This is a genomic window from Candidatus Pelagibacter sp. Uisw_121 (assembly GCF_047722545.1).
Lineage (GTDB): Bacteria > Pseudomonadota > Alphaproteobacteria > Pelagibacterales > Pelagibacteraceae > Pelagibacter.
This window is the reverse complement of record NZ_CP159816.1, coordinates 61,082-87,220: the sequence shown is the minus strand read 5'-3', so window position 1 is coordinate 87,220 and position 26,139 is coordinate 61,082. Positions and strand designations below refer to the sequence as shown.

Below are 26,139 nucleotides of genomic sequence, written 5' to 3'. Positions count from 1 at the left end.
TTATAAATGACTAACCAATTATTTATTAATAAAAAAATAAATACTTTTGATAAAAAAATCGTTGTAAGTGGAGATAAAAGCTTGTCTATTAGATGGGTTCTTTTAGCCTCCCAAGCTATTGGAAAATCAAGAAGCTACAATTTGTTAATGTCTGAAGACGTAGTTGCTGCATTAGAGGCTATAAAAAAATTAGGGATAAAAGTTATAGTGCGCAAAGATCATTGCGAAATATACGGGAAAGGAATTAATAATTTTAAATATAAAAGTGGTTTAGTGATAGATTCTAAAAATTCTGGAACACTAGGGAGATTAATATTGGGATTATTAATTAAATCACCTATAAAAATAAAAATAATAGGTGATAAAAGTCTTTCAAAAAGAGATTTTTCTAGGGTTACCGTACCATTAGAAAAATTTGGAGCTAGATTTTTTTATAAAGTAAAAAATAAACTTCCACTATCAATTCTAGGTTTTCAATCACTAAAAGGGATTAATTACGTTGAAAATAAAGGATCTGCTCAGTGTAAAAGTAGTATTATGTTAGCAGCACTTAATTCATCAGGAACAACTTCTATTAAAGCAAAAAAATCTAGGAATCACACAGAGCTACTTTTTAAATATTTAAAAATTCCAATCAAAGTGAGAAAGACTAAAAAATTTGATTTTATAGATATTAAAAAACCAAAAAAAATTAATGCCTTCAATTATCAAATTCCAGGAGACATAAGTTCAAGTGCTTTTTTTATAGTACTAACAACGCTTGCTAATGATTCAAAACTTCTAATTAAGAATGTAAATATCAATCCTTCTAGAGTGGGAGTTATTACAATCTTAAAAAAAATGGGAGCTAGAATAATACTCAAAAACCAAAAAAATTATAGAGGAGAAAAAATTTCTGATATTTTAATAAAAAGTTCAAAAAAACTTAAAGCTATTAATTGTCCAATAGAATTAAATAGTAGTGCCATAGATGAATTTTTAGTAATTTTTTTAATTGCAGCAAAAGCAAAGGGTATTTCTTATTTTAAAGATCTTTCAGAACTAAACCAAAAAGAAAGTCCAAGGTTAATTTGGGGTTCTAAAATTTTAAATAAGATGGGTATAAAAACAGATTTGACAAAAGATTCTATTAAGATTTATGGACAGCCCAATTTAGAAATAAAAAAACCAATTATAATTAAAAACTATTTAAAAGATCATAGAATTTTTATGATGAGCACTATTGCTGCATTAACCTTTGGCGGAAAATGGAAGATACACGATAAAGATTCTATAAACACATCCTTTCCTTCATTTTTAAAAATAGTCAAAAACATAAACAATAAACCTTTATGAAATTAAAAAAAAAAATTAAAATTGCAATAGACTCTCCTGCTGCTGCTGGTGCAGGCACACAAGCAAAATTAATTTCTAAACATTTCAACTTGTTTTACTTGGATACAGGAAAAATTTATAGGTTAATTGCAAATATTAAACTCACTCAACAAAATAAATATAGTCATAGCTTAATAAAAAAAAAGATGCTCAAATTAACTATGAAAGATCTGCAAAATAAAAAATTATTATCGGATGAAGTTGGAACAATGGCATCAATTATATCAAAAGATAAAAAAATAAGAAAACTTGTTCATGCATTTCAAATTAAAAGTGCCTATCATCCTCCTAAAAAGTATAATGGATCTTGTTTAGATGGAAGAGACATAACTTATAAGATAATTCCTGATGCTGATTTTAAATTTTTTATAACGGCAAATACTAAGACTAGAGCTTTCAGAAGATATAAAGAGTTAAAAGGACTAAATAAGAAAGTATCTTTTGATGAAGTCCTAAAAAGTATCAAAAATCGTGATAAAAGTGACTATAACAGAAAAATTTCACCACTTAAGAAAACTCGAGATTCGATCTTGATTAATACTACAAATTTAACTAAAAGATCATGCTTTTTAAAAATTAAACAAATTATGGATAAGAAATTAAAAACTTAATGGAAATTTATAAAGACCTTTCAAACCCCGCCTCTAAAGAGTTCGAACAATTATTAAATTCACAGTTTACTAAAACAGAAAATCTAGAAGAAGGAAAAATCATCACTGGTGTAGTAAATAAAGTTACTGATAACTTTGTATTTCTTGAAGTGCCTGGGTTAAAATCAGAGCCTATCCTAGATATTAATGAATTAAAAAGTATGGGTATGCTTGACAAAGCAAAAATAGGTGAAAAAATTTCGGTACTACTTGAAAGATTAGAAGACAAAAAGGGTGAAGTTTTAGTGTCAGCTTCAAAAGCACAAAAAATTCAAGGTTGGGACAAACTTGTTGAGGCTTATGAAAAAAATGAACCTATCATGGGAAAAATTACTGGACGTGTTAAAGGTGGATGTATTGTTGAACATATAGACACAGGATCTTTAATGTTTTTACCAGGATCACAAATTTCAGATAAACCATTAAAGGATATTAGTCATTTAATGAATGAGCCACAAAAATTTGCTCTAATCAAATTAGACAAAGTTAGAGGTAACGCTTGTGTTTCAAGAAGAGAAATTATTTCGTCATTTAAAAAAGAAGATAAGATTAAAATTATAGAAAAATTTAAAGTTGGAGATATAATTAAAGGTGCTGAAGTAAAAGGTTACAGCTCATTCGGATGTTTCTTTAGTGTTAATGGTGAGTTGGATGTTCTAGTTCACCTTCAAGAAATATCATACTCAAGAGTTAATCACCCTGATGAGGTTTTTACAATTGGTGAAAAACATGACCTGCTGGTTATCTCAGTTGATAAAGAAAAATTACAAGTTGGATGTTCCTTAAAACAACTTTCACCAGATCCATTTGAAAATATATCAAACTATGAGTTAAATAAACTTTACAAAGTTAAAGTAGTTAAACTAATGGACTTTGGTGCATTTTGTGAACTTGAAAAAGGTTTATCAACTTTACTTCATTCAAGTGAACTGAGCTGGACTAAGAAAAATATATCAGCAAAAAAAATGTTTAAAGTAGGTGATGAAATAAATTGTATTATTACTGAAATTGACAAAGAAAAAAGAAGAGTTGCGATCTCACATCGTTTAACTACTGAAAATCCTTTTGAAACTTTTGAAGATAAATATCCAATTGGATCTGAAGTTGAGGGTGAAGTTTCTAGTAAAAATGAATATTCTATATTCCTAAAAATTAATGGGCTAGATATTGATGCATTCTTACACTGCAATGATCTTACATATTTGAATAACGGTGAAGAAGAATTGGCCAAATATAAGGTTGGTGACAAATTAAAAGTTAAAGTTTTAGAAATAAAAAAAGATGAGCAAAAAGTTAGAGTTGGTTTGCGCCAAACTCAACCAGATCCTTTTGATTGGTTTAATGATAAAAAAGTTAAACAGACTGTTACTGTTAAAATCATTTCAACTGATGCTAAAGGACTTGTTGTAAGACCTGAGGGGTGCCAAATGGACTTTATCATTAAAAAATCTGCAATAGCTATTAATGCAGCAGATGCTAGACCCGCTAGATTTACAGGTGGAGAAAGAATTGATTGTGCGATAGCAGAACTAGATTTAAACAAACGAAAAGCTACATTAAGTATCAAATTGCTTGAAGAAATAGAAAAAAAAGATGCGTTAGATAAATATGGTGCTGAAGGCTCTGGAAAAAACCTTCCATTCTCATCTCTTTCAGAAGATTTAAAGAAAAAGAAAAAAAAAAGACGAATAGAAATTGGCCATTGTAAAATCAAAGCTTCTAAAACAGCTCTCGAATAACTACCCAAATTTTTTAAAAAGAGACCTAGAAAAGTTTACTGATATTATTCTTAATGAAATAAAGCAGGCTCTTAAACGAGGGGATCGTGTAGAATTAAGAGGATTTGGAATGTTTTCTACTAATATTCAAAAAGCAAGAATATCAAGAAATCCAAAAACAGGGGGGAAAGTAAATACACCTGAAAAAAAAAACAATTCACTTTAAAATGTCTAAGGAAATGTTTAAAAAATTAAACAATGATGAATAAAAATATCTTTATTGCTTGTGACGCATCAAACTTAAAAGAAATAAAAAAAATAATTAACAACACAAAAACTAACAAACTTCAAATAATTCCAAAATTTGGCTTACAGTTTTTTTATTCAAAGAATGGGAGAGCTTTTCTTCAAAATTTTAAAAGAGATTATTTCTTAGATTTAAAAATAAACGATATTCCACAAACTGCTTTATCTGCAATGGATAGTTTAAAAGATTTAAAAAAATGTAAATATATTACAGTTCATACAAATGGTGGCCTTGAAATGCTTAAAGCTATTACAAAAAAAGCTAAAGCAATTAACAAAAATTTAAAAGTATTAGGAGTTACAATCTTAACAAGCCTTAATAATAAATCTCTTAAAGAAATTGGTCACACCAAAACAGTAGAGCAATTAGTATTAAAACAAGCTGGCCTTATAAAAAAATCAGGCGCAGCTGGAATTGTGTGTTCTGCACGAGAGGCAAAAATAGTTAGGAAAAAATACAAAGATTTATTTATTGTTACACCAGGAATAAGATTACCCGGAGATGATGTAAATGATCAATCTAGAGTAATGACTCCTAATGATGCTTTTAAAAATAATGTTTCTGGTATTGTAATGGGAAGATCATTGGTAAAGGGTAATATCAAAAATAACATTAAAAGATTAATTAGTCATTTAGATCAATGATACTATCCTGCAAGATTTGTGGGATCTCCGACTCTAAAACTTTAGAATTTTTAACTTCTCATCCTACCCCACCTAAGATGATAGGTTTTATTTGTAATTGGCCTAAATCAAAAAGATTTGTTGAACACGACAAGCTTAAAGAACTATTAAAAGTTGATAAAAAAAAATCAGAATATGTTGCTATATTGGTTGAACCTAATGAAGATATATTAGAAAAAATAAAGGATTTACCATTCGATTATTATCAACTTTATGACTGCACGACTGCTGAGGTTAAATCAATTAAAGAAAAATATAATAAGAAAATTATTGTTGCAATAACTGTAAAGGATCAAAATGATACAGTTAAATATTTAGAATATAATGAACTTGCAGATATAATATTATTCGACAGCAAAGGTTATGAAAAAAGTATGTCCTTTGATCATCAATTAATTAAAAATATTAAAATTAATAAAAAATTGATGCTTGCTGGGAATATTCAAATTGAAGATAACCTTGAAAACTATAAAGAAATAGCAGACATTATAGATATTTCTGGAGGTCTAGAAACATCTGGATTAAAAGATATTTCAAAAATAAATATTTTTTTAAACAAAATTAAAATAATTAACAATGAAGCTTAAAAAAAAAATTCCTCTAATTGATCAGCACAATAAAAATGGATTTTGGGGGGGTAAATTTGGTGGTAATTTTATACCTGAAACTTTAAAAAAGCCCATTGAGGACTTAACTGAACTTTTTGACAAACTTAGATACGATAAGAAATTCCTTAACGAAAGAGACTATTATTTTAAAAACTACATAGGTTCTCCTACTTCATTTATTAAACTTCAAAATCTATCCGATCATCTTGGTGGAGCACAAATATATGCCAAAATGGTGTCAGAGGCGAACGGAGGAGCTCATAAAATTTATAATGCAACAGTTCATTGCCTTATTGCTAAAAAGGCTGGAAAAAAATATGTCGTTGGTGATACGGGTGCAGGCTATGCTGGAAAGATGCTGAGTATGGCTGCTAAAAAATTTGGCCTTAAATGCAAAATATTCATGGGTGCAAAGGATATTAAAAGACAAAAACCTAATGTAAATGCAATGAAAAAATATGGCGCAGAAGTTGTACCCGTCTATTCAGGAAGCCAAACATTAGTAGATGCTGTTAGTGAGTGCATGCGTTATTGGGTTTCAAATTGTGATAACACTCATATGTGTGTTGGTTCAACAGTTGGTCCTAATATATTTGTTAAAATTTGTGGTTGGAGTACAGCTCAAATTTCAAGAGAACTAAAAATACAAATTCATTCAGAATTTAAAAAGATGCCTAAAAAAATTAAACTTATTAATTGTGTGGGTGGTGGAAGCTCTGCTTATGGTTTTTGGAGTGAGTTTATCGATTATGATAAAAAACAAATTGAATTAATTGGTGTTGAGGCTGGAGGACCAAAAAATTCAAAACTACATGCAGCACCTCTAACTAATGGTGCTAAACTTGGAATATTGCATGGAGCTGCGGCTTACGTTTGTCAGAACAATGAAGGACAAATTAACGATACAGCTTCTATTTCTGCTGGATTAGATTATCCTGGTGTGTCACCTATACACTGTTTCTTAAAAGATACCAAGAGAGCAAGATATACATCTGCAACTGATGAAGGTGCTTTAAATGCATACAAACTAGTTACAAAACTTGAAAAAATAAACCCAAGTCTTGAGCCTAGTCATGCTTTTGCAGAAGCTATAAAAATTGCTCCAAGGTTAAGCAAAGATACTGTCATTATAGTAAACTCTTGTGGTGATGCTAAAAAGGATCGTGATATTTTAAAAGAAAGATTGGGAAAAATTAACTAAAATGTCATTAATTAACTTAGCATTTAAAAAAGTAAAAACTGAAAAAAGACCTGCATTACTAACTTACACAGTAGCTGGAGATAATACTAAAAAGAAATCTCTTGAGATATTAAAATCAATTGCAAAATATGCTGATATTTGTGAGATAGGATTTCCTCATAACACTCCAATTGCAGATGGTGGTCAGATTCAATCAAGTGCTTATAGAGCTTTAAAAAATGGTATTAAAATTAAAGATGTTTTTTCAATAGTTAAAGATTTTAAAAAATCAGAACAATCAAAGCCAGTAATATTGATGGGTTATTATAATATGATTTATCAATATGGAGATAATAAATTTATAAATATTTGTAAAAAAGTAGGTGTAGATGGATTGATTGTTGTTGACCTCCCTTATCCAGAAAATAGAGAATTTGCTAAAAAGTGTAAGAAAAAAGATATTAGCTTTATTCAATTAGTATCTCCTACTACCTCTCTAAGTAGAATGAAAAGAATTATAAAAGACTCTCATGATATGGTTTATTATATCAGTATGCTCTCAACAACTGGTGGTAAGCTAAAGGTTTCACCAAAAAAAATATTAGAGCGTTACAAAAAGATTAAAAACCTCAATAAGAATAAGAATATTGTAATAGGCTTTGGGATTACTGAAAAAACTATAGCATCTTTAAGAAAGGCTGATGGATTAGTGGTTGGTAGTGCTTTATGTAAAGAAATATCACATTCTATTAAAAAACACCAAAATCCTGTCACAAATGTAACTAATATTGTGTTAAAGTTAAGAAAAAAAATAGCATGAATTGGATTAAAAAAACTTTAAGATTTGGTGAAAAAATTAAAACCATCATTAAAGCACGTGCAACAAGATCTGAAATAGCTAACAGTGACTGGACCTCATGTTGTAAGGGGCCTATCTTAAAAAAAGATTTAGAAGAAAACTTATGGGTTTGCCCATCTTGTAACAAACACCATAGAATAAGCCCACGTCAAAGGTTTGATATTATATTTAGTAAAAATAATTATGAAGTTTTAAAAACTCCAATTCCTCAAGATGACCCTTTGAATTGGAATGATGCAAAACCTTATAAAGATAGATTGAAAGCTGCTAGAAAAAAAACTGGCATGGATTGTGGAATGATGGTTGTTAATACTAATATCCAAAATTTAAAAATTACAGCGATTGCATCTGATTTTGATTTTGTAGGTGGCTCAATAGGTGCTGCAGAGGGTGAAGCTTTTTTATATGGGATCCAACATGCAATTGAAAATAATCAACCTTTTGTAGTTTTTACTTCTGGTGGTGGAATGAGAATGATGGAAAGTCTTATATCATTAAGCCAAATGACAAGAACGACACTAGCAATTAATGAGCTAAAGAAAAATAATTTACCTTATATTGTTGTACTAACTGATCCAACCGCTGGAGGTATTACGGCATCATACGCAATGTTAGGTGATCTGCACTTAGCAGAACCAGGGGCTCTCATAGCTTTTGCAGGAGCTAGAGTAATTCAAGGAACTGTAAGAGAAGAGTTACCAGAAGGCTTTCAAAGAAGTGAGTATGTGGAAAAAACTGGCTTTGTAGATTTGATTGTAGAGAGAAAAGACTTAAGAGAAAAGATTGGTTCATTATTATCAATATTGTTAAAGAAAAATTCTGCTATAAATTCATCAGAAAATGAAACTTCAGAAGATAGTAGAACGCTTACAAAAGCTGCATCCTAAAGAGATAGATCTAAGTCTAGATCGAACTAGAAATCTTTTAGAAAAATTAGGTAATCCTCAGGATCAAATTAACTGCATTTCTGTTGTTGGCACGAACGGAAAATTCTCAACAATCCAAGCGCTTTATGCAATTTTAAAAGAAGCAAATTATAAATGTAATATTTATACTAGCCCCCACATTCAAAAAATTAATGAGAGGTTTGTCTTCAACAATAAGCCTCTAACAGATGATGAATTGGCTGATCTTTTTTCTGAGATAGAAGAAGCTAATAATCAAACGCAAATTACTTTCTTTGAAATTTTAACGGTTGCTTATCTTCATTATGCAAAGAAATACCCTGAAAACATTAACATAATTGAGTCAGGTCTATTCCATAGATTTGATGCAACAAATATTTTAAAGAAAAACTTAGCTAGCATTGTAACGGCTATTGGTCTTGATCATTTAGACTGGCTTTCAAAAGAAGAGCAAACAATTGAAAAAATAATATTTGAAAAAACATTCACTTTATTAAACTCTAAAATCATTGTTGCAAAACAAAGTACAAATGAAATTAACAAAAGTATTGAAGATACAATTAAAGATAATTCTTCTAAAAAAATAATCTTTAATAAAAATTATAATTTTACATTAAAAGAAAATGATTTTTTTTATTTTGAAGATGAATTTGGTACTCTTAAACTTCCAAAGCCCAATTTACCTGGAGAATTTCAATTAGAAAATGTCTCTACTGCAATTGCAACTGTTAGACAATTAACAGATTACAAAGTAACTGATGACCATATTAAAGTTGGTATTACAAAAATAGAAAGTATCGCGCGGCTTCAAGAATTAAAATCTGGAAAATTAAAAAATTTAGCTAGTAATAATTTATTATTTGTAGATGGGTCTCATAACCCACTCGGGGCAAAAGTATTAAATGACTATCTTCAAAGTTTAAATTGTAACAAGCATATTATTTTAGGAATGATGGCTAACAAAGACCACAATGAATATATGAGCTACTTTAAGGATATTAAATCATTAACAACAATTGATATCCCTAACCAACCCAATGCTATTAGAGGAAGTAAACTTAAAGAGAAAATTAATGATTTTGAAAATATTAATTATAAAAATTCAGTTGAGGAAGCAATTAGATCAATTGATCTTCAAGAAAATGATATTATTTTAATTACAGGGTCTTTGTATCTTGCAGGAGAAGTTTTAAATTTAAACTAGATATTCTTATCTAGAAATTCTTTCATTTGGCTCTCAGCAACTCCACCTACTTTTCTGTCTACTTCAACACCTTTTTTGTAAACAATAACAGTTGGTACACCTCTTATACCGGCAGCTGAACCAGTGTTAATTCCACCATTTTCGATGTCAGCATAATAAAAGCTTGCTTTATCTTTGTAGCTATCTGAAAACTTATCCATGATAGGTTTAAGACTCTTGCATGGAGCGCACCATTCTGCAGAAAATTGAACTACAGAGACATCTTCATTCTTAATTTTATTTTCAAATTCTTCGTCTTTAAAATTTATAAGCATGTTTCTTATATAAATTCTTATTGAATTTATTCAATATGTTAAAAAGGATTTTTTTAGTTAATTAACAGAGACTTATTATGCTTGTTCGTATTTTTTTTGAATGCCTTCAACAAACTCATTAATTTCATCTAAAAACTTGAGCTTTTTCTCATCTTTTTCGTTGGTGTATCTATCTCTTAAATTATCACACTCAAAATAAAATTCTTTGCAAGTCCACCATTTTTCTTTTTCATCACTTAATATTCTTTCGGCTATTCCACGTTTAATAGTCTTAAACATATCAGCAGGCAGTGTCTCTGGTGATTCTTGATATATTATCTTTTTTCCAAAGCTTACCATCCTCTCATCTTCAAATTTATCTAATAATACTAATTTATCCTTCCAAGAAGCTGCATGCCATTTTGGAAATAAAGCTGTGTCTTTTTGAGGAGTAAATTTTTTATAAATTGTCTCTTCTGCTAATAAATCAACCTGTGAATCGAATTGCGCTTTTTCTTCAGCAGTTTCTCGTAATGCTGTTAAAACATTTTGAGAAAACCTTTCATTACTATTTACTAATTTTGCACGCTCTTTAATTAGATCGGGATCAAGATTGCTATATGGTTCGACTTGTAGCCCATAACTTCCATCTAGAATTATAGGAGCTTTATTTGATCGTATAGTTCTTAGAAACTTTAATTTTTTAATAGCACTTTTAAGTTCAGAAATTGACATATCAAATAATGGGATAGGATCAATTTTAAGATCAAAAGCTTGGCCCCACTGATAGATTGGGTGAATACAATGTTTTGGATGAAGGGGTGCAACTACAAATCTATAATTTTTACCAAAATGATATTCAGCTAAAGTAAACATTTTCTCTGTTTTAAATATTGTCTCAGTATCACTCTTGTTTGCTGTTCTTAAAAATGTATCCCAAGTTTGAGGTTGATTCTTTTTAATTAAACCTAAAACCTTAACTGTTAACTCTGCATCAAATAAAGCTGAGTGAGCTCCACTAGATTCAAATCCATTCATTCTAGCTAAAGATTCTAGTTTCATGACCGCATTACCTTTTGCATTTATTTCAGTTTTTACAACACTTTCATCAACCGCATGAGCACCTCTTGCAATGTTTAAACCATCATGTCTTTTGTTGGGAGTTGCATTTGTAATATATGGATATCTAATTCCTCTAAAGAATTCGTTTCTTATCATCTCATCATCAAAGCCAATATTTGACCAACCCATGAACATTGCTGGGCTCCATTTTTTAAATGTAGCTTCTAATTGAGATAACATTTGGTAGTGACTTAAATTTCCCTTAGTTAATAAATCAACACTAGTTTTGTTAACTATTAAAGCCATTGCTTGAGGAACTTCTCCCTCTGGCAATCTACATCTAAAATTAAAACGATCTAATTCTTTAAAATTTGGATCAACTAAAATACCACCCACCTCAATAATACTTCCCCATGAAGTATTGGCGCTACTAGACTCAATGTCCCATATTGCTAAATTCATATTAGTTCATATTCCGTTGATGATAGTATTGTTCTACTTTTTCTAAAAACTTGTTTTGATATTCTTCTAGTTTTTCACCTTGAATTCTAAAGTCTTGGAATAAATTATCTACAGTACAAAGTAAAACAATTCCTTGAGTTATTTTTGAATTATGGACAACGTTATGAGCTAATGAATAAGCCCCTAATTGAAGATAATAGTCCTCAATCCACTCTTCTTTTTTTGGTTTATTGGATTGTTTAAAATCTATAATAGTTTCTTGGCCTTCATACACACCTACTGCATCACATGTGCCTGCGTATTTGCCTGGATAATATAATGTTGCTTCAGTGCCATAAATTTCTGACAATTTTCCTTTAATACCTTGTTCGATAATTTCATCTGCCATTTTTTTAGATTTGCTAGCCTCTTCTTCTAATAGCTCTAAATTTAATTGACCTAATAAATATTTTTCTAAGTGGGAATGCATTGATGTACCTCTGCTTGAAGCATCATTTTTAATTCTATTAGCTTCAGTAGCACCCACTCTTGTTTTCCAATTTGCAAGTGATGCTTTTTTTTCTTCACTTTGTGTAGCTTGTAATATGGAAGTTACTGATGGAAGCTTTTCTTGATTTACTGCATACATTCTTGAGCCACTCACCATTGATCTCATGGATTTTGGATAAGTAAATTTATTATTCCACTGCATATAGTTTGTTATAAACGGTATTGAGGGAAAAAAGAAATTAATTTTTTGCTTGTTTTGAATGGTCAACAAATTTTTCTACGTTTTCTGTTTGAACAGCTTTATCAACTTGTTCAGGATCTTTAATATTTTCTAGACTTCTGCTAATCGATCTTGCATCTGTTCCAAACTTATCAACAACAATCATTGCTTCTTCTAATTTTTTTCTAAGAGAAACTATATTATCAAAATGTTTTCCAAATCTTGAACTAATTGTTTTTAGATGATCGTAGATTTCAGTTGCACCCTTTTGAACTTTTAAAGATTGAAAGCCCATGTGTAATGATTGCAAATAAGCAGAAAGAGTATTTGGACCACAAATTACAACTTTATGTTTTTTCATTAATTCTTGAGTTAATAATTCTTTAGTAGTTGGGTCTTGGTATTCAGTTAATTCTTTATATAAGCTTTCAGTTGGTGCATAAACAATTGCAAAATCTGTTGTCTTTGGTGGAACAATATATTTTTCATTGACGCTTTTAGCTTTAGCTTTAAATGTAGTAGCTAATTTTGCTCTTGCATCTGCAACAGCTCTTTTATCATCCGCGTCATAACCATCGGTAATTGCTTTAAATTTTTCTACTGGAAAGTGAGAATCTACTGGTACTAAAACATCACCTTGAAGCTTAATTGCAAATTCAACATTTTCACTTGTGTCCTCTTTCATCTTAACGTTAGTCATGAATTGAGAGGCAGGTAATAAGTCTTTGATTAGAGCATCTAATGAAAACTCTGCAAGAGTTCCGTATTTTTTAACTCCAGCTAAAATTTTTGTTATGCCTTCTTGGCTTTTATTTAATAACTCTACTTGGTTATTGAAGTTTCCTACTTTTTCATCAACTTTTGTTAGGGCCTCTGTCATATCTTTAGTTACCCCAGTTGATAGGTTGTTAAATGAAGTCGACATTGAACCAAGTGATGTATTAATAGTAGTATTTAAGGTATCTTTTAATGAAGTAATTTCTGTCTTTAAATTGGCCATCTCTTCAGCTTCTTTATTTTCGCTCTCATCTTTTGGCTTGGATCTTAAGTTCAAATAAAGGATTGCTAAAGCAACTCCTAGTAATAAGACTAAAACTGTTAATAAAATTATGTCCATGATTCTATGAGATATTTTATAGTAAAAATTTGATTTATATATGTAATTATTTAAAACTGTCTCTATGGAATTAATCTTAGTATTAAAAATACTACTTATTATAGGAACTATAGTTACGGCTTATGCAGTCCTTAGAAACCTTGATATTATTAAGATTATTTTAATTTACATTAAGGATACTTTACTTAAAAAGTAACTTAACTAATTTTTTAACTAAAACATTTTTTAAAGAAGATTTTGAAGCAATCATGCAGGCTTCTGACTTTAAAATTTCACCATCTTTAAGAATTCTAAGATTATTTGCTCTGAGAGTTTCACCGGATGAAGTAATGTCAGTTATAATTTCAGATGATCCTGTAAAAGGATATGCTTCAGTTGCCCCTAAGCTACTTACTAACTTAAATTGAGTAACTCCCTTTGAAAACAAAAACTCTCTTGTTAAATTAGGATATTTTGTTGCCACTCTTAATCTTTTTTTCTTTTTATCTTTAAATTCAAAAGCAATTTCTTCTAAATCAGCAACTGTTTGAACATCAATCCAAGGGTCTGGGATAGCAATAACCAATGTTGCTTTGCCAAATCCATAATTCTTAACAACACTTACCTTCTTTTGAATATTAACTTCACTCTCTTTCAATAAATCATATCCTGAAAAGCCAAGATCTAAAGAGCCATCTCCAAGTCTTTCGACTATCTCTCTTGCATGAAGATATAATACTTTAACATAATTTAAGTTTTTAATAGATCCTAATAAATCTCTTTCACCTCTTTCTGAGACTAAATTTAATTTTTTTTTTTTTAAATATTTTTAAAATATTTTTTCTAAGACGACCTTTGCTTGGAATTCCAATATTAATAATATTTTTTGTCATTAGTAGTTTAAATTTAAAGCAGCTCCTACTGCTGGAACTTGTTTTTTAGATCCAAGGTCTGAAATTAGTTTGTCGTATCGTCCACCATTGATTACATTAATATTTTTAGATTTAGATTTAATATCGATTTTAAATACCATGCCTGTATAGTATTCTAATTGACGCCCAAAAGACGCTGAGAACTCTACATTTAATTTTTGAATTTTGTTTAATGAGGTTGGAAAATATTTTTGATCCACAACTAGGTTAATTTTATTTTTTTTAAAAAAGATATTAAGTTTTTCAGCAGCTTGTCCTATTGGACAGTTGATTTTTAAAAACTCTTTAATAATTTTTGAAACATTTTTACCTCTACTGGCTCTTCTTGGGTCCTTAATCTTGTTATCAAATCTCTTTAAGATTTCTTCAATTGATCTACCAGCAACTATTGTTTGCTGATTATCTTTTAACATTTTTAAATATCTCTTTTTATCAACTTCAACAATCGTTGGGTCTACATCTGAGTTTGTCTCTAATCTTTTTAATAAGTCATTGAAGTATTCTTCTCTCCAAAAATGTCTTGAAAGTCTTAATTTCCATCTTTTTGGGATATCTAGCTTTGAAATTAATAAATTGAAAATTTCAACGTTACCAATTTTTAAAGTTCCTGATGAATATTGTAAATTAGATAGAGATTTTAAGGCTGTATTAATAATTTCCTTATCATCTTTCTTTTCATCTTTAGAGCCAATAATCTCAAAGCCAACTTGGTCTCTAATAATAGAATCTCCTTTATTATTTGATTTTCTATAGGCCTGACCGCTATAAAATATTTTCTCTTTTCCTTTAAGATTGTTTTCTAAATATCTTAAACATGATGCAATAGTTAGATCAGGTCTAAGACAAAGCTCACTTCCATTTTGATCAGTGAAAGAAAAAATAAATTTTCTAAAATTCTCTCCAGATCGTTGAACAATATGATTGGCTTCAATTACTGAAGGTAAATCAATATATTTAAACCCTTTAGATTTGACTGATCTAAGGATTTTTTCAGATAAATTTTTTGATTTCATCAATTAAATTTTCTTTTGAGAACGTTACTTGATTGTTTTCACCTTTAACTCCTAAAAGGTTTTTTAAAGTAATCGTATTATCTTTAAATTCATTTTCACCACAAATAACAGCTACCGCGCATTGTTTTTTATTTGCATACGTTAATTGTTTGCCTAGATTTTTCCTACTATCTAAAAATATTTCAGAGTTAATATTATTATCTCTTAAAACTTTTAAAATCTCATAATAATTTTTTAAATACTTTTCCCCCATTACACAAATAATGACCGGTTTTTTCTCATCCACTTCAATTTGATCAAGTTGCATCATTGCAAATAATAATCGGTCAACACCAATACTCATTCCAGTTCCAGGAATATCAACTCCCTTAAATCTTGAAATTAATTTATTATATTGTCCTCCTGAACAAATACTTCCTATATCAACTTCTTTACCTTTGCTGTTTTTTGCTTTAAAATTTAAATTTGTTTCAACACAAAACCCATCATAATAAGCAAGTCCTCTAACAATTGTAAAGTTTGTCTTTATTTGATCTAAATAATCTCCATAACTTACTATTTTTAACAATTCTTCTAATTCTTTAATTCCTTCTTGAGATAAAGGGTTTTTTAAATTTTCTTTTAACTCTTTTAAATCTTTCACTTTTAAGAAATTGATTATTTGTAAAGCTTGATCATCAGTTAAGTCAGCACCTTTTGTAACTGCTCCGCTTACATCTACTCTTTCTTTTTTTAATAAATCTTCAACTCCTCTTAAACCAAAGCCAGGCTTATCCAGTTTATCTATTGCCCTCATAACCTTTATCTTTTTATCATCAGATATTTTAAGGTCTTCAATTAAACCTTGAACAATTTTTCTATTACTAATGTTAATAACAAACTGATCTTTTTTTAAACCACAGGCAAGAAGTGTACTTGCAATTAAATTACAAAGTTCAGCGTTTGCTTGGGCTGGATTAACGTTACCAACTATATCAGCATCACATTGTAAAAAGCTTCTATAACGAGCATTACCTGCTTTTTCGTTTCTCCAGACATCACCCATTTGATATCTTTTATAAGGCAAGGGTAATTCTTGATTGTTTTGTGCAACAAATCTAGCTAACGGACTTGATAAATCATATCTAAGAGTAATATTTTTTTCACCATCTTTAAATGAGAATACATCAGACATAGAATTACTATCATCATCTGCAAGAAATGATCCGATATTTTCTGAAATTTCAAATGAAGGAGTTTCAAGAGCAGCAAAACCAAATTTTACAAAATTAGTTTCAATAATATTAATTAACTTTTTCTTGAGAGTTAATTTCTTGCCCCAACGATCTTCAAATCCTGAGGGTAACCCAGGAATTAGTTTATTTTCTTTATTCATTTTTTTGGTACCCGCGCTTGGAATCGAACCAAATCCTATAGTTCCACAAACTATCGTACTAACCGTTATACTACGCAGGCATTCCTTGTGTTTATATTATTTTTGTGTGGATTTAAAATTATATTATAAATAAATAGCCTACTGGCTATGGAAACAAAGTCTGTGAGTACTTCTTGAAGTTTCTCTGTATGTAATATTTATAATCATGGGAGTCTTTTAGACAATTAAGAATAATTTTCAACACCTAAATACAAAAGGACGTTAACCTTATTTTTAAAGGTAAAACGCCCTTTTAGATTTTTGAAGTTTAAGAACTAGTCTATTTTTTTTTAAATTTATAGCTGAAGGACCTTTTGGGCCATCCTCCATCTCAAATTCTAGTTTATCACCTTCGTTTAAAAAACGCATGCCTGCAGTTTTTACTGCTGATGCGTGAACGAATGCATCTTTTTCTTTATCTTCTCTTTCAATAAAGCCAAAACCTTTTTTACTGTTAAACCACTTTACTGTTCCTTTTAGTGTGCTCATTTTTTACTTATCCTTTTATTATTTATATAAAAAAATTATTTTATTTTTTTTATTTTTTCAATAATTTTTTGGATTTTTAAAAGGAGGTGGTGGTGGCCCCAACTGGACTCGAACCAGTGACACACGGATTTTCAATCCGATGCTCTACCAACTGAGCTACAGGGCCCCATATTAACCTCTAAAAGTGATACGACCTTTGGTCAAATCGTAAGGTGTCATTTCGACTTGAACCTTATCACCTTGAAGTACTCGAATTCTGTTCTTACGTAATTTGCCTGCAGCATGTGCTGTAACAATATGGCCATTTTCTAATTTAACTCTGAACATTGCATTCGGTAGTAAATCCTCAACAATCCCTGAGAATGACAGCATTTCTTGTTTTGACAAATTTATTTTCTCCTAATTCTTTTTTCTACCGACATAGCGTGTCCCGCTAAACCCTCGTAGTTTGCAAGTGTTATAACTGATGGACCAAGGGTTTCAATCCCTTTTTTTGATAGGTTTATATATGAAATTCTTTTATAAAATTCATTAACACTAACTCCACTTGAATATCTTGCTGAGGAATTGGTTGGCAATACATGGTTAGATCCAACATTGTAATCAGTCATTGCCATTACGGCATATTTTCCTAAACAAATAGATCCTGCATTTTTAATCTTTCCTACTACTTTTTTATAGTTCTTAGTATTAAGCTCTAAGTGCTCAGGAGCAATTTTATTTACTGTGTTAATAATTTTTTGGTCAGATTGCATATGAATTAAAATTCCATTATTGAATAAACTATTTTTTGCAATTGTGGCTCTAGGTAGTTCTTTTAGTTGATGAATAATTTGATCATTAACTTTTTTAATAATTGATTTATCTTTTGAAATTAAAATACATTGGGCAAGATTATCATGTTCTGCTTGCCCTATTAGATCGCTTGCTATCCATTCAGGGTTTGAAAATTTATCACAAACAATTGTTACCTCAGAAGGACCTGCAACCATTCCTTCAATACCAACATCTCCAAATACTTCTTTTTTTGCTGCAGCTACATACGAATTTCCAGGGCCAACAATTTTATCAACTTTTTTAATTTTCTTAGTTCCATATGCAACAGCTGCAATAGCAGATGGTCCTCCGATTGAATAAATCTCTTTAATCTTACATTTTTTAGCAGCATATAATACAGCAGGATTTTGTTTACCTTTTTGACCTGGATTAACCATAACTAGTCTTTTCACTCCAGCAACAATTGCAGGGATTGCATTCATTAAAACGCTGGAAGGGTATGAGGCTGTTGAACCAGGCACATAAATTGCAACCGATTCAATAGGTACGTATTTATACTCTAATTTATTTTTTAGTTTATCCGTATAAGAAATATTTTTGAATTTTTGTAACGAGTGGAATTTATAAATTCTATCATAAGCAAGATCGATTGCTTTTTTAACCTTTGGATCTAAAGATTGAATAGTTTTATTTATTTGTTTTATACTTGGTGCAATAACGCTATTTTTATTAAATCTCTTTTCATACTTTAAGATGGCTTTATCGCCATTTTTCTTAACATCTTTAATAATTTTAATAACTGAAACTGAATTAAGTTGAACTTTATTTTTTCGTTTAGACAGTAATGTGTCTAAAGTTTTATCAAAGTTTTTATTTTTACTATCTAATATCTTAATCATTAATCAGCTTTGTTTTGGTCGTCTAAGGTTACTTCAATTATTTCTGTTGATAATGTAATATATGCGTTGTTTGTAAACATTAAATTTATCTCATAGTTGTCATTATTCTTTAAATAATCCATCCCAATTAACTCTAATTTTTCCTCAGAGTCGTTTTGTTTAATGTTTTTAGATTTAACTTTATCTACAAATTCAAATTTGCAAATACTAGTAACTTTTTTATCTTTCTCATCTATTTCTACTTTCGATCTTTTTAATGATAATAAAAAAACTTTGTTTTTCTGAAGATATTTAATTTGATCAACTTTAACCTCTGCTCCAGAACAACAAGCTGAGATTACTTGTAATCCCTCATTGTCTGTAGCTATAATCTTTGATAAATATTTTTTATCCATTAGTTAATTCTCTTAATTTTGGCCCCTACTTTTTTTAATTTCTTCTCTATATCTTCATAGCCCCTATCAAGGTGATATATTCTATTAATTACTGATTTTCCTTTAGCTGCAAGTGCTGCAAGAACTAAAGATACAGAAGCTCTTAAATCTGTGGCCATTAATTCTGCTGCTTCAAATTTGATATTTCCTTCTATAGTTGCTTTATTTCCATTAATAGAAATCTTAGCTCCCATTCTATTTAACTCTGCAACGTGCATAAATCTATTTTCAAATATTTCTTCTTTAATATGAGATTTTTTATTAGCCTTACACAATAATACCATCATTTGTGCCTGTAAATCTGTTGGAAACCCTGGATAAGGAGATGTTTTAATATTTATACTTTTAATTTTTTTACTTCCCTGAATAAGTATTTCATTTTTTCTTAAAGTAATTTTTGATCCTACTTTTTTTAAGATATTAATTTCTGTACTTATTATCTTGGGATCTACTCCTGTAATCTTCAAATTTCCTTCAGTTAACGCTGCAGCTATTAAGTATGTTCCCGCCTCTATTCTATCCGGCATTACTGAATAATCTACTTCTTTAAGACTATTCACTCCTTCGATACTAACTGTTCTTTTTGCAGTCCACTTAATATTACAACCCATATTAATTAAAAAATTAACTAGATCTTTAATCTCAGGTTCAATGGCACAATTTGATAAAGTTGTTTTTCCTTTAGCTAAACATGCGGCTATAATTAAATTTTCAGTGGCACCAACTGAAACTTTAGAAAATTTTATATTCGCGCCTATTAATCCTTTGGGTGCAGTGGCATGAACGTATCCTTGGATAATTTTATATTTAACTCCAAGTTTTGATAAAGCTTGTAAATGAATATCTACAGGTCTTGTCCCTATTGCGCAGCCGCCAGGTAATGAAACTTTTGCTTTACCGAATTTAGCAAGTAATGGTCCTAAAACTAATATTCCTGCTCTCATAGTTTTAACCAAACTATAAGCTGCAAAAGTTTTTGTTTGCTTAGTATTTTTGATAATTAATTTTTTTTTATTATCATCAATAATAGAACCTAATGACTTTAATAAAAGTATCATTGTCTCAATATCTTTTACCCTTGGTAAATTTGTTAAAGATATTTTTTTATTTGATAATAATGTTGCAGCTAGAATAGGAAGAGATGCATTCTTAGATCCTGAAATTCTAATGTATCCCTTGAGCTTTGCTGCCCCAAAGACTTCCAATTTTTTCATGATTATACTTTTGGTAAAGTTACTCCAGTTTGACCCATGTATTTTCCTTTACGGTCAGCGTATGAAGTTTCAGGAGACTGATCTCCTTTTAGAAATAAAAATTGTGCAACGCCTTCATTTGCATAAATTTTTGCAGGTAGTGGTGTGGTATTGGAAAATTCAAGGGTAACTGTTCCAAAAAACTCAGATTCAATTGGAGTTACATTCACTATAATCCCTGTTCTTGCATATGTGCTCTTACCAACAACGATACACATAATATCTCTTGGTATTTTAAAGACTTCGATAGTAGTTCCAAGGGCGAAGGAATTAGGAGGAATGACAATATATTCAGAGCTTTTTTTAGTTACAAAATTATCTGAAGTGAACTCCTTAGGGTCAACGATAGAAGAATTGACATTATGAAATATTTTAAATTCATCTCCTACTCGTGCATCATAGCCAAATGAACTAAGTCCATAAGAAATTTTACCATCTCTGACTTGCTTATCTATAAAAGGAGAAATCATTGACTGCTCAACTGCTAACTTTCTTATAGATTTATCAGAAAGCACTGACATTATTTACTTTTCTTCTTATTTTTTTTTTTGAAAAATTTTTCTTTTTTTTAAATTCTTTTTAAGAGCCAGACTTAACTTCTCATTTTTTTCTTTATCATTCATTGTTTATCTGGATTAGTTAAAAAATCTAAAGTGATTGGCTTTGATGCGTCTAAAGTTTTCTCTGGTTCTTCTTGAACTTTTGGTCCTTCTTTAGCCTCACGCTTTGCTTTTTTCTCTGCAAGCTTTTTTTCTCTCTTGGCTTGCTTCTCCATAAGCTTATTGCCTTTTGTAGATTTATAATCGTAATGAATGCCCATAAAATTTCCTCTGCTAGGTATAAATCATTATATGAAAAAAATTAAGGCAATTTTTTGAAAAAATGATTTATTGTAGAAATACTTCAATAAAATAACAAATTAGCCCCTATAGTTAAATGGCATAACATGTCCATGGTAAGGATAAGTTTCAAGTTCGATTCTTGGTGGGGGCACCAGATTATTTTTTATAAAATATTTTTCTAGCAATAATTGCAATTACTAATAAAACTCCAAAAGCTATGATTGGAATGTAGATATCTGGTGAATATATTAAATCAATGATTCTAGGGGCTTCTAAATTTTGTTCTATGATTTTTTCAAGTCCACTTCCAATTGAAACAAGTAAAAATAACTGTGGCGCTATTCCTATTAATGTGGCCCAAAAAAAATTACTTACTCTGACATTAAAAATACACGGCAACACATTTGATAATGCAAAAGGAATACCTCCAATAAATCTATAAATTAAAAGATAGATAAATTCTGATTTTTTAAATTTTATTTCTAAATTTTTAAATCTATTTAAGAACTTTTCTTTAATCACTTCTTTAAAAAAATAATTACCCAGTATATATAAAATTGTTGCACCAACAGTCATTCCAATTAATAAAATGAAAGTTCCAAGCCACTTGCCAAAAATAAACCCTGCTAGAAGTGCAACTGGTAAACCAAATCCAGCCATAATAACCCAAACAATTGTAGCTATCAAAAATATTAGAGAAATTAAAAATAAATTGGTTTGCTTCAATCCAAAAAAGTAATCTCTATTATTTTTAATAAATTCATAGCTAGTTAATTCTTCAAGGGTGAATTTTGATAAAAAAAAGTATAAAAATGATGAAACAACTAGAAGATAAAATAAACCTAAAGTTATCTTAACTTTTTTTGATTTTTCCATAATTTACTAGTGGTATTATAAAATCTTCTATTTGCTATTTATACATATAATTACTATAAAGGGCGAAATTTAAAAAAACTTAGATAAATCCTATGAAAAGAACATATCAACCTAAAGTTGGAAAACGTCTTAAGAAGCATGGCTTCAGATCAAAGATGGCAACTAAAGGTGGAAAAAAACTTATTAAGAGAAGACGGGATAAGGGACGTAAAAACCTTACGGTGTCATCCACACAAAAAAAACCACAAGGTAAATAAACCAAACTAAATGAGAAGCAAAATTGTTGCTCTTTCTAAAAACGAAGATTTCAAAAATTTACTTAAGAAGAAAAAAGTCTCAAATAAATATATCACTCTCTTTTTTGGTCCTCTTAAAGACAAAGATAATAAAAAACTAAACATTAGCTTTGTGGCTAAAAAAAAACTTATCCGTGGTGCCACAAAAAGAAATAAAATTAAAAGAAGATTAAGAAATATAATGAATGAAGCTGTAAAAAAAATATCAATAAACTTAAATTATTCATACCTTGTGATTGCGAAAATAACTATGCTAAACAATGAATATGCGATAATAAAAGATACTTTATTTCAAGACATAGAAAAGATTAAGTAATGAACATTATATCAAACATTTTAATTGGCCTGATCAAATTTTATAAAATAGTTATTAGCCCTTATTTAACTCCTTCGTGTAGATATCTACCAACCTGCTCAGAATATACAATTGAATGCTTAAGGACATATGGGCTTATTAAAGGAATCTCAAAAAGCACTAAAAGAATATTTTCATGTCACCCCATTAAAATGTTGGGTGGCAGTGAGGGATTTGATCCAGTAAATAAAGAATTAAAGGCTAAGAAATAATGGATACTAAAAACGTAATTGCAGCGATATCCTTATCAGCGGCGGTAATTATTTTATACTCTCTTTTTTTTCAGCCTGACCCTGCAACTATTAAACAAAATCTAGCTAAACAAAATAAAGTTGAAAATAATGAAGACACTCCTAGCTTAGATAAAAATGAAAATTTTTCAAAACTTTCAAGAGCAGATGCTTTAAAAGAAAATGAGAGAATTCAATTTGAAAATGAAAGTGTTGTTGGGTCAATTTCTTTAAAAGGTGCAGCAATAGATGATCTAACTTTTAAAGAATATAATGTTGAACTTAATAGAAATGAAAAAATAACTTTATTAAGCCCAAGAAATGTTGAAGATGGTTATTTAGTTGAAAGTGGCTTTGTAAGCACTAATAAAAATATTGATATACCTGATGCTTCTACCGTCTGGGAAATTTCTGGAAATAAAAGATTAACTAATAATAATCCTGTAAAACTTACATGGAGTAATACTCAAGGCATTACATTTGAGAAACATATAAGTCTAGATGATCAATTTTTGTTTACTGTAAAAGAAAAAATAATTAACTCATCAGATAAATCTTATAATTTTTACTCCTATGGGCAAATAATTAGAAACAAATTACCAGAAATATCTGGCTTCTATATTTTGCATGAAGGGTTTTTATCTGTACTTGATGATGAATTAATTGAAGAAGATTATGATGATATTCAGGAAAAGAAATTTACTCAAATTGCACAAGAAGGATTTGTTGCTATCTCAGATAAATTTTGGGTTACATCAGTTATACCACCAAAAGATAAGGAGTTTAAAACAACTTTTGACTATAAAAATAAATTCAGAGCTAACTACATATCTACTAAAGGTGTTGAGGTTAAAGCAAACAGTTCTATTGAAGAAAAAATTCAGATTATAGTTGCTGCTAAAAGAGTAAACGTCATTGATGGTTATGCTGAAAATTTAAATATCAATAAATTTGATTTAGCAATTGATTGGGGTTTTATGTACTTCATTACAAAGCCTTTATTTTTTGTATTAGACTACTTTTTTAAATTACTTGGAAATTATGGTTTAGCTATTATTGCTGTTACCATTTGTATTAGGTTAGCTTTCTTTCCTCTTGCCAACTTTAGTTTTAAATCCATGGGAAAAATGAAATTATTAGCACCAGAAATGGCTCGTCTTAAAGAATTGCACAAGGATGATAAAATGAAATTGCAACAAGCGATGATGGCCCTTTATAAGAAAGAAAAAGTTAATCCTATGAGTGGTTGTCTACCTATCCTGGTTCAAATTCCAGTTTTCTTTGCGCTATATAAAGTATTATTTGTAACCATAGAAATGAGACACATGCCATTTTATGGATGGATACATGACTTAAGTGATAGAGATCCAACATCTTTATTTAATGTTTTTGGCTTACTTCCTTGGGATCCACCTTCTTTCTTATTAATAGGTGCATGGCCGATCATTATGGGTATCACGATGTTTATACAGCAAAAGCTTAACCCTACTCCACCAGATCCTATACAGGCTAAAATATTTATGTTTTTCCCAGTATTTTTAACTGTTATTCTTGCGCCATTTCCTGCAGGCCTTGTTATCTACTGGAGCTTCAACAATATCTTCACAATGATTCAACAATATATTGTTCAAAGAAAAATGACTATCAAAACAACATAAATGTCATCGTTTAAAGAAGAAGAATTAGTAAACATCCTACCTAAAGACGGCCCAACAGTTGAAGAAGTAAAAAAATACTTAGAAAAATATAATGATGAATTTATTATCATTAAATGTGGTGGCAGTGTTTTAGTTGATCCAAAATTATTTAAAATTTTTATTGAAGATGTGGTCGTTTTAAACAAGCTTGGTTTTAATCCTATAATTGTTCATGGTGGTGGAAAAAGAATTAACAGTAAACTTTCTGAAGTAAATATTAAAAGTAATTTTATTAATGGACTAAGAGTTACTGATAAAGACACCATCAACATAGTTGAGGATGTATTAATCGAATTTAATAAAGAGATTGTTAAAGCTTTAAATAAGTTAGCCTGCAAAGCAAAAAGAATTACTTCAAAAGAAAACAATATAATTACTGTGGTGCAAGAAAATAAAGATCTTGGATTTGTAGGAACACCTACTGAAATTAATAAAGAACTATTAATTGAAACAATAAAAGTGAACGAAGTACCTGTCGTTGCCCCCTTAGGTTTAGATAAAAATATTCAGACTTTTAATATAAATGCCGATACTGCTGCAGGATCGATCGCAATAGAACTAAAAGCTAGAAGATTAATGATTATTAGTGATGTTGAGGGAGTATTAGATAGTGAAAAAAAACTAATCTCTGAAATTAATTCTAAAAAAGCTAATAAATTAATTGATCAAGAGGTAATTTCTGGTGGCATGATACCTAAAATTAAGAATTGTCTAGATGTAGCAAGTAATGGAGTTAAGGCTGTGGTAATAATTGATGGAAGAAAAAATCACTCAATCCTTTTTGAATTATTATCGGATAAAGGTTCAGGAACTTTAATTAGAGAATGAAAAATTTAATTGATACTAAATACTGGCTATTCGACTTAGATAATACTTTGTATTCTGGACAAACAAAGGTTTTTTCTGAAGTTGATAAAAAGATGTCATCTTTTATTTCAAAGAAATTTAACGTCGATTTAATTAAAGCAAGAGAAATTCAAAAAAAATACTTCTATGAATATGGAACGACATTATCTGGATTAATGAATTATGATAAAATAGATCCACATGAATTTCTAGAATTTGTTCATGATATTGATATTAGCTGGCTTCCTAAAGATCAATTACTAAGAGAAGAATTGATTAAAATTAAAGAAAAGAAATATATTTTTACCAATGGTTCTCATGCTCATGTTGAAAATGTAACTAAACAACTAGGTATAGATGGTTTGTTTGATGGAGCGTTTGATATTGTTGATGCTAATTTTATTCCAAAACCAAAAATTCAACCTTATGAAAAAATAGTAGAAAAATTTGATCTTGATCCAACAAAATCAATATTAATCGAAGATATTGCTCATAATTTAGAACAAGCTAAAAATTTAGGAATGAAAACTTGTTGGCTTGAGAATGATGAGATATTTGCAAAAAAAGATGCCGATAAACCATATATTGATTATAAGATTAAGAACTTGCCTTCTTTTCTTCAAGAAATTAATATATTAAAAGCACAATAAACTAACCCACTAACGATAAAATAAAA

The 26,139-nt window shown here is 29.5% G+C and carries 30 protein-coding genes, 3 tRNA genes and 1 pseudogene; 17 read left to right on the top strand and 17 right to left on the bottom strand.

Annotated features, from left to right (window positions below; genetic code table 11):
• The first annotated feature begins 6 nt into the window (after window positions 1-6).
• The 10 genes from aroA to ABXT52_RS00440 are packed head-to-tail and all read left to right on the top strand — an operon-like array spanning window position 7 to window position 9,488.
• A complete protein-coding gene (gene aroA, locus ABXT52_RS00485) occupies window positions 7-1,335 on the top strand; it encodes a 3-phosphoshikimate 1-carboxyvinyltransferase (protein WP_415271960.1) in 1,329 nt (442 codons plus the stop codon).
• Window positions 1,332-1,985, top strand: coding sequence for a (d)CMP kinase (cmk, locus tag ABXT52_RS00480; protein ID WP_415271959.1), 654 nt, complete (start codon window positions 1,332-1,334; stop codon window positions 1,983-1,985). The genes aroA and cmk overlap by 4 nt, the downstream gene beginning before the upstream one ends.
• On the top strand, window positions 1,985-3,763 hold the full coding sequence (locus ABXT52_RS00475) for a S1 RNA-binding domain-containing protein (RefSeq protein WP_415271958.1): 1,779 nt from the start codon (window positions 1,985-1,987) through the stop codon (window positions 3,761-3,763). Before cmk ends, ABXT52_RS00475 begins: the two co-directional genes overlap by 1 nt.
• Entirely contained in the window at window positions 3,720-3,968 is a 249-nt protein-coding gene (locus ABXT52_RS00470) for an HU family DNA-binding protein (protein ID WP_415271957.1), read from the top strand. Before ABXT52_RS00475 ends, ABXT52_RS00470 begins: the two co-directional genes overlap by 44 nt.
• Window positions 3,969-4,000: 32 nt before the next feature.
• Window positions 4,001-4,693, top strand: a complete 693-nt coding sequence (gene pyrF, locus ABXT52_RS00465; RefSeq protein WP_415271956.1) for an orotidine-5'-phosphate decarboxylase — start codon at window positions 4,001-4,003, stop codon at window positions 4,691-4,693.
• Window positions 4,690-5,319 carry a phosphoribosylanthranilate isomerase gene (locus ABXT52_RS00460; RefSeq protein ID WP_415271955.1) on the top strand — a complete coding sequence of 210 codons (630 nt, stop codon included), beginning with the start codon at window positions 4,690-4,692 and terminating at the stop codon, window positions 5,317-5,319. Before pyrF ends, ABXT52_RS00460 begins: the two co-directional genes overlap by 4 nt.
• A complete protein-coding gene (gene trpB, locus ABXT52_RS00455) occupies window positions 5,309-6,541 on the top strand; it encodes a tryptophan synthase subunit beta (RefSeq protein ID WP_415271954.1) in 1,233 nt (410 codons plus the stop codon). Before ABXT52_RS00460 ends, trpB begins: the two co-directional genes overlap by 11 nt.
• A gap of 1 nt (window position 6,542) precedes the next feature.
• Window positions 6,543-7,340, top strand: coding sequence for a tryptophan synthase subunit alpha (trpA, locus tag ABXT52_RS00450; protein WP_415271953.1), 798 nt, complete (start codon window positions 6,543-6,545; stop codon window positions 7,338-7,340).
• Window positions 7,337-8,266, top strand: a complete 930-nt coding sequence (locus ABXT52_RS00445; RefSeq protein ID WP_415271952.1) for an acetyl-CoA carboxylase carboxyltransferase subunit beta — start codon at window positions 7,337-7,339, stop codon at window positions 8,264-8,266. Before trpA ends, ABXT52_RS00445 begins: the two co-directional genes overlap by 4 nt.
• On the top strand, window positions 8,220-9,488 hold the full coding sequence (locus tag ABXT52_RS00440; RefSeq protein ID WP_415271951.1) for a bifunctional folylpolyglutamate synthase/dihydrofolate synthase: 1,269 nt from the start codon (window positions 8,220-8,222) through the stop codon (window positions 9,486-9,488). Before ABXT52_RS00445 ends, ABXT52_RS00440 begins: the two co-directional genes overlap by 47 nt.
• Here ABXT52_RS00440 and ABXT52_RS00435 read toward each other — a convergent pair.
• From ABXT52_RS00435 to ABXT52_RS00360, 16 genes and pseudogenes are all read right to left on the bottom strand, one after another.
• Window positions 9,485-9,802 carry a thioredoxin family protein gene (locus ABXT52_RS00435; RefSeq protein ID WP_415271950.1) on the bottom strand — a complete coding sequence of 106 codons (318 nt, stop codon included), beginning with the start codon at window positions 9,800-9,802 and terminating at the stop codon, window positions 9,485-9,487. The genes ABXT52_RS00440 and ABXT52_RS00435 overlap by 4 nt on opposite strands.
• A 75-nt stretch (window positions 9,803-9,877) precedes the next feature.
• Complete coding sequence (locus ABXT52_RS00430) at window positions 9,878-11,305, bottom strand: exonuclease domain-containing protein (protein WP_415271949.1); 1,428 nt, start codon at window positions 11,303-11,305, stop codon at window positions 9,878-9,880.
• A gap of 1 nt (window position 11,306) precedes the next feature.
• Entirely contained in the window at window positions 11,307-11,996 is a 690-nt protein-coding gene (locus ABXT52_RS00425; protein WP_415271948.1) for a hypothetical protein, read from the bottom strand.
• 37 nt (window positions 11,997-12,033) lie between these two features.
• Window positions 12,034-13,131: a DNA recombination protein RmuC gene (locus tag ABXT52_RS00420; RefSeq protein ID WP_415271947.1), complete on the bottom strand. Its 1,098-nt coding sequence runs from the start codon at window positions 13,129-13,131 to the stop codon at window positions 12,034-12,036.
• A gap of 181 nt (window positions 13,132-13,312) precedes the next feature.
• Window positions 13,313-14,003: pseudogene (gene hisG / locus ABXT52_RS00415) on the bottom strand (ATP phosphoribosyltransferase).
• Window positions 14,003-15,055, bottom strand: coding sequence for an ATP phosphoribosyltransferase regulatory subunit (locus ABXT52_RS00410; protein ID WP_415271946.1), 1,053 nt, complete (start codon window positions 15,053-15,055; stop codon window positions 14,003-14,005). Before ABXT52_RS00410 ends, hisG begins: the two are co-directional and overlap by 1 nt.
• Window positions 15,033-16,430 (bottom strand): histidine--tRNA ligase, encoded by a 1,398-nt coding sequence (hisS, locus tag ABXT52_RS00405; RefSeq protein ID WP_415271945.1) that lies wholly within the window; start codon window positions 16,428-16,430, stop codon window positions 15,033-15,035. Before hisS ends, ABXT52_RS00410 begins: the two co-directional genes overlap by 23 nt.
• Window positions 16,431-16,435: 5 nt before the next feature.
• Window positions 16,436-16,510: transfer RNA gene (locus ABXT52_RS00400), tRNA-His, on the bottom strand.
• A gap of 193 nt (window positions 16,511-16,703) precedes the next feature.
• Complete coding sequence (locus ABXT52_RS00395; protein WP_415271944.1) at window positions 16,704-16,958, bottom strand: cold-shock protein; 255 nt, start codon at window positions 16,956-16,958, stop codon at window positions 16,704-16,706.
• A 90-nt stretch (window positions 16,959-17,048) separates the two neighbouring features.
• Window positions 17,049-17,124 (bottom strand) — tRNA-Phe (locus ABXT52_RS00390).
• Window positions 17,125-17,129: 5 nt separating this feature from the next.
• Complete coding sequence (infA, locus tag ABXT52_RS00385) at window positions 17,130-17,345, bottom strand: translation initiation factor IF-1 (RefSeq protein WP_006997427.1); 216 nt, start codon at window positions 17,343-17,345, stop codon at window positions 17,130-17,132.
• Between the two features lie 2 nt (window positions 17,346-17,347).
• Window positions 17,348-18,634 carry a histidinol dehydrogenase gene (gene hisD / locus ABXT52_RS00380; protein ID WP_415271943.1) on the bottom strand — a complete coding sequence of 429 codons (1,287 nt, stop codon included), beginning with the start codon at window positions 18,632-18,634 and terminating at the stop codon, window positions 17,348-17,350.
• Window positions 18,634-19,029, bottom strand: a complete 396-nt coding sequence (locus tag ABXT52_RS00375; protein ID WP_415271942.1) for a DUF2948 family protein — start codon at window positions 19,027-19,029, stop codon at window positions 18,634-18,636. The genes hisD and ABXT52_RS00375 overlap by 1 nt, the downstream gene beginning before the upstream one ends.
• Window positions 19,029-20,282, bottom strand: a complete 1,254-nt coding sequence (gene murA, locus ABXT52_RS00370; protein WP_415271941.1) for a UDP-N-acetylglucosamine 1-carboxyvinyltransferase — start codon at window positions 20,280-20,282, stop codon at window positions 19,029-19,031. Before murA ends, ABXT52_RS00375 begins: the two co-directional genes overlap by 1 nt.
• Window positions 20,283-20,284: 2 nt before the next feature.
• Complete coding sequence (gene dcd / locus ABXT52_RS00365; RefSeq protein WP_415271940.1) at window positions 20,285-20,842, bottom strand: dCTP deaminase; 558 nt, start codon at window positions 20,840-20,842, stop codon at window positions 20,285-20,287.
• A 98-nt stretch (window positions 20,843-20,940) separates the two neighbouring features.
• Entirely contained in the window at window positions 20,941-21,141 is a 201-nt protein-coding gene (locus tag ABXT52_RS00360; RefSeq protein ID WP_415271939.1) for a hypothetical protein, read from the bottom strand.
• Between the two features lie 102 nt (window positions 21,142-21,243).
• On the opposite strand from ABXT52_RS00360, the gene ABXT52_RS00355 reads away from it, so the two are divergent.
• Window positions 21,244-21,317: transfer RNA gene (locus ABXT52_RS00355), tRNA-Thr, on the top strand.
• Window positions 21,318-21,319: 2 nt separating this feature from the next.
• On the opposite strand, the gene ABXT52_RS00350 is transcribed toward ABXT52_RS00355, so the two are convergent.
• A complete protein-coding gene (locus ABXT52_RS00350) occupies window positions 21,320-22,039 on the bottom strand; it encodes a TVP38/TMEM64 family protein (RefSeq protein WP_415271938.1) in 720 nt (239 codons plus the stop codon).
• Window positions 22,040-22,131: 92 nt separating this feature from the next.
• Here ABXT52_RS00350 and rpmH point away from each other — a divergent pair, with 92 nt between their 5' ends.
• The 6 genes from rpmH to ABXT52_RS00320 are packed head-to-tail and all read left to right on the top strand — an operon-like array spanning window position 22,132 to window position 26,113.
• Window positions 22,132-22,296: a 50S ribosomal protein L34 gene (rpmH, locus tag ABXT52_RS00345; RefSeq protein WP_006997435.1), complete on the top strand. Its 165-nt coding sequence runs from the start codon at window positions 22,132-22,134 to the stop codon at window positions 22,294-22,296.
• A 10-nt stretch (window positions 22,297-22,306) separates the two neighbouring features.
• Window positions 22,307-22,651 carry a ribonuclease P protein component gene (gene rnpA / locus ABXT52_RS00340; protein ID WP_415271937.1) on the top strand — a complete coding sequence of 115 codons (345 nt, stop codon included), beginning with the start codon at window positions 22,307-22,309 and terminating at the stop codon, window positions 22,649-22,651.
• On the top strand, window positions 22,651-22,902 hold the full coding sequence (yidD, locus tag ABXT52_RS00335; RefSeq protein ID WP_415271936.1) for a membrane protein insertion efficiency factor YidD: 252 nt from the start codon (window positions 22,651-22,653) through the stop codon (window positions 22,900-22,902). Before rnpA ends, yidD begins: the two co-directional genes overlap by 1 nt.
• Window positions 22,902-24,578 (top strand): membrane protein insertase YidC, encoded by a 1,677-nt coding sequence (gene yidC, locus ABXT52_RS00330; protein WP_415271935.1) that lies wholly within the window; start codon window positions 22,902-22,904, stop codon window positions 24,576-24,578. Before yidD ends, yidC begins: the two co-directional genes overlap by 1 nt.
• A complete protein-coding gene (gene argB / locus ABXT52_RS00325) occupies window positions 24,579-25,445 on the top strand; it encodes an acetylglutamate kinase (protein WP_415271934.1) in 867 nt (288 codons plus the stop codon).
• Window positions 25,442-26,113, top strand: coding sequence for a pyrimidine 5'-nucleotidase (locus tag ABXT52_RS00320; protein ID WP_415271933.1), 672 nt, complete (start codon window positions 25,442-25,444; stop codon window positions 26,111-26,113). The genes argB and ABXT52_RS00320 overlap by 4 nt, the downstream gene beginning before the upstream one ends.
• Window positions 26,114-26,139: the final 26 nt, after the last annotated feature.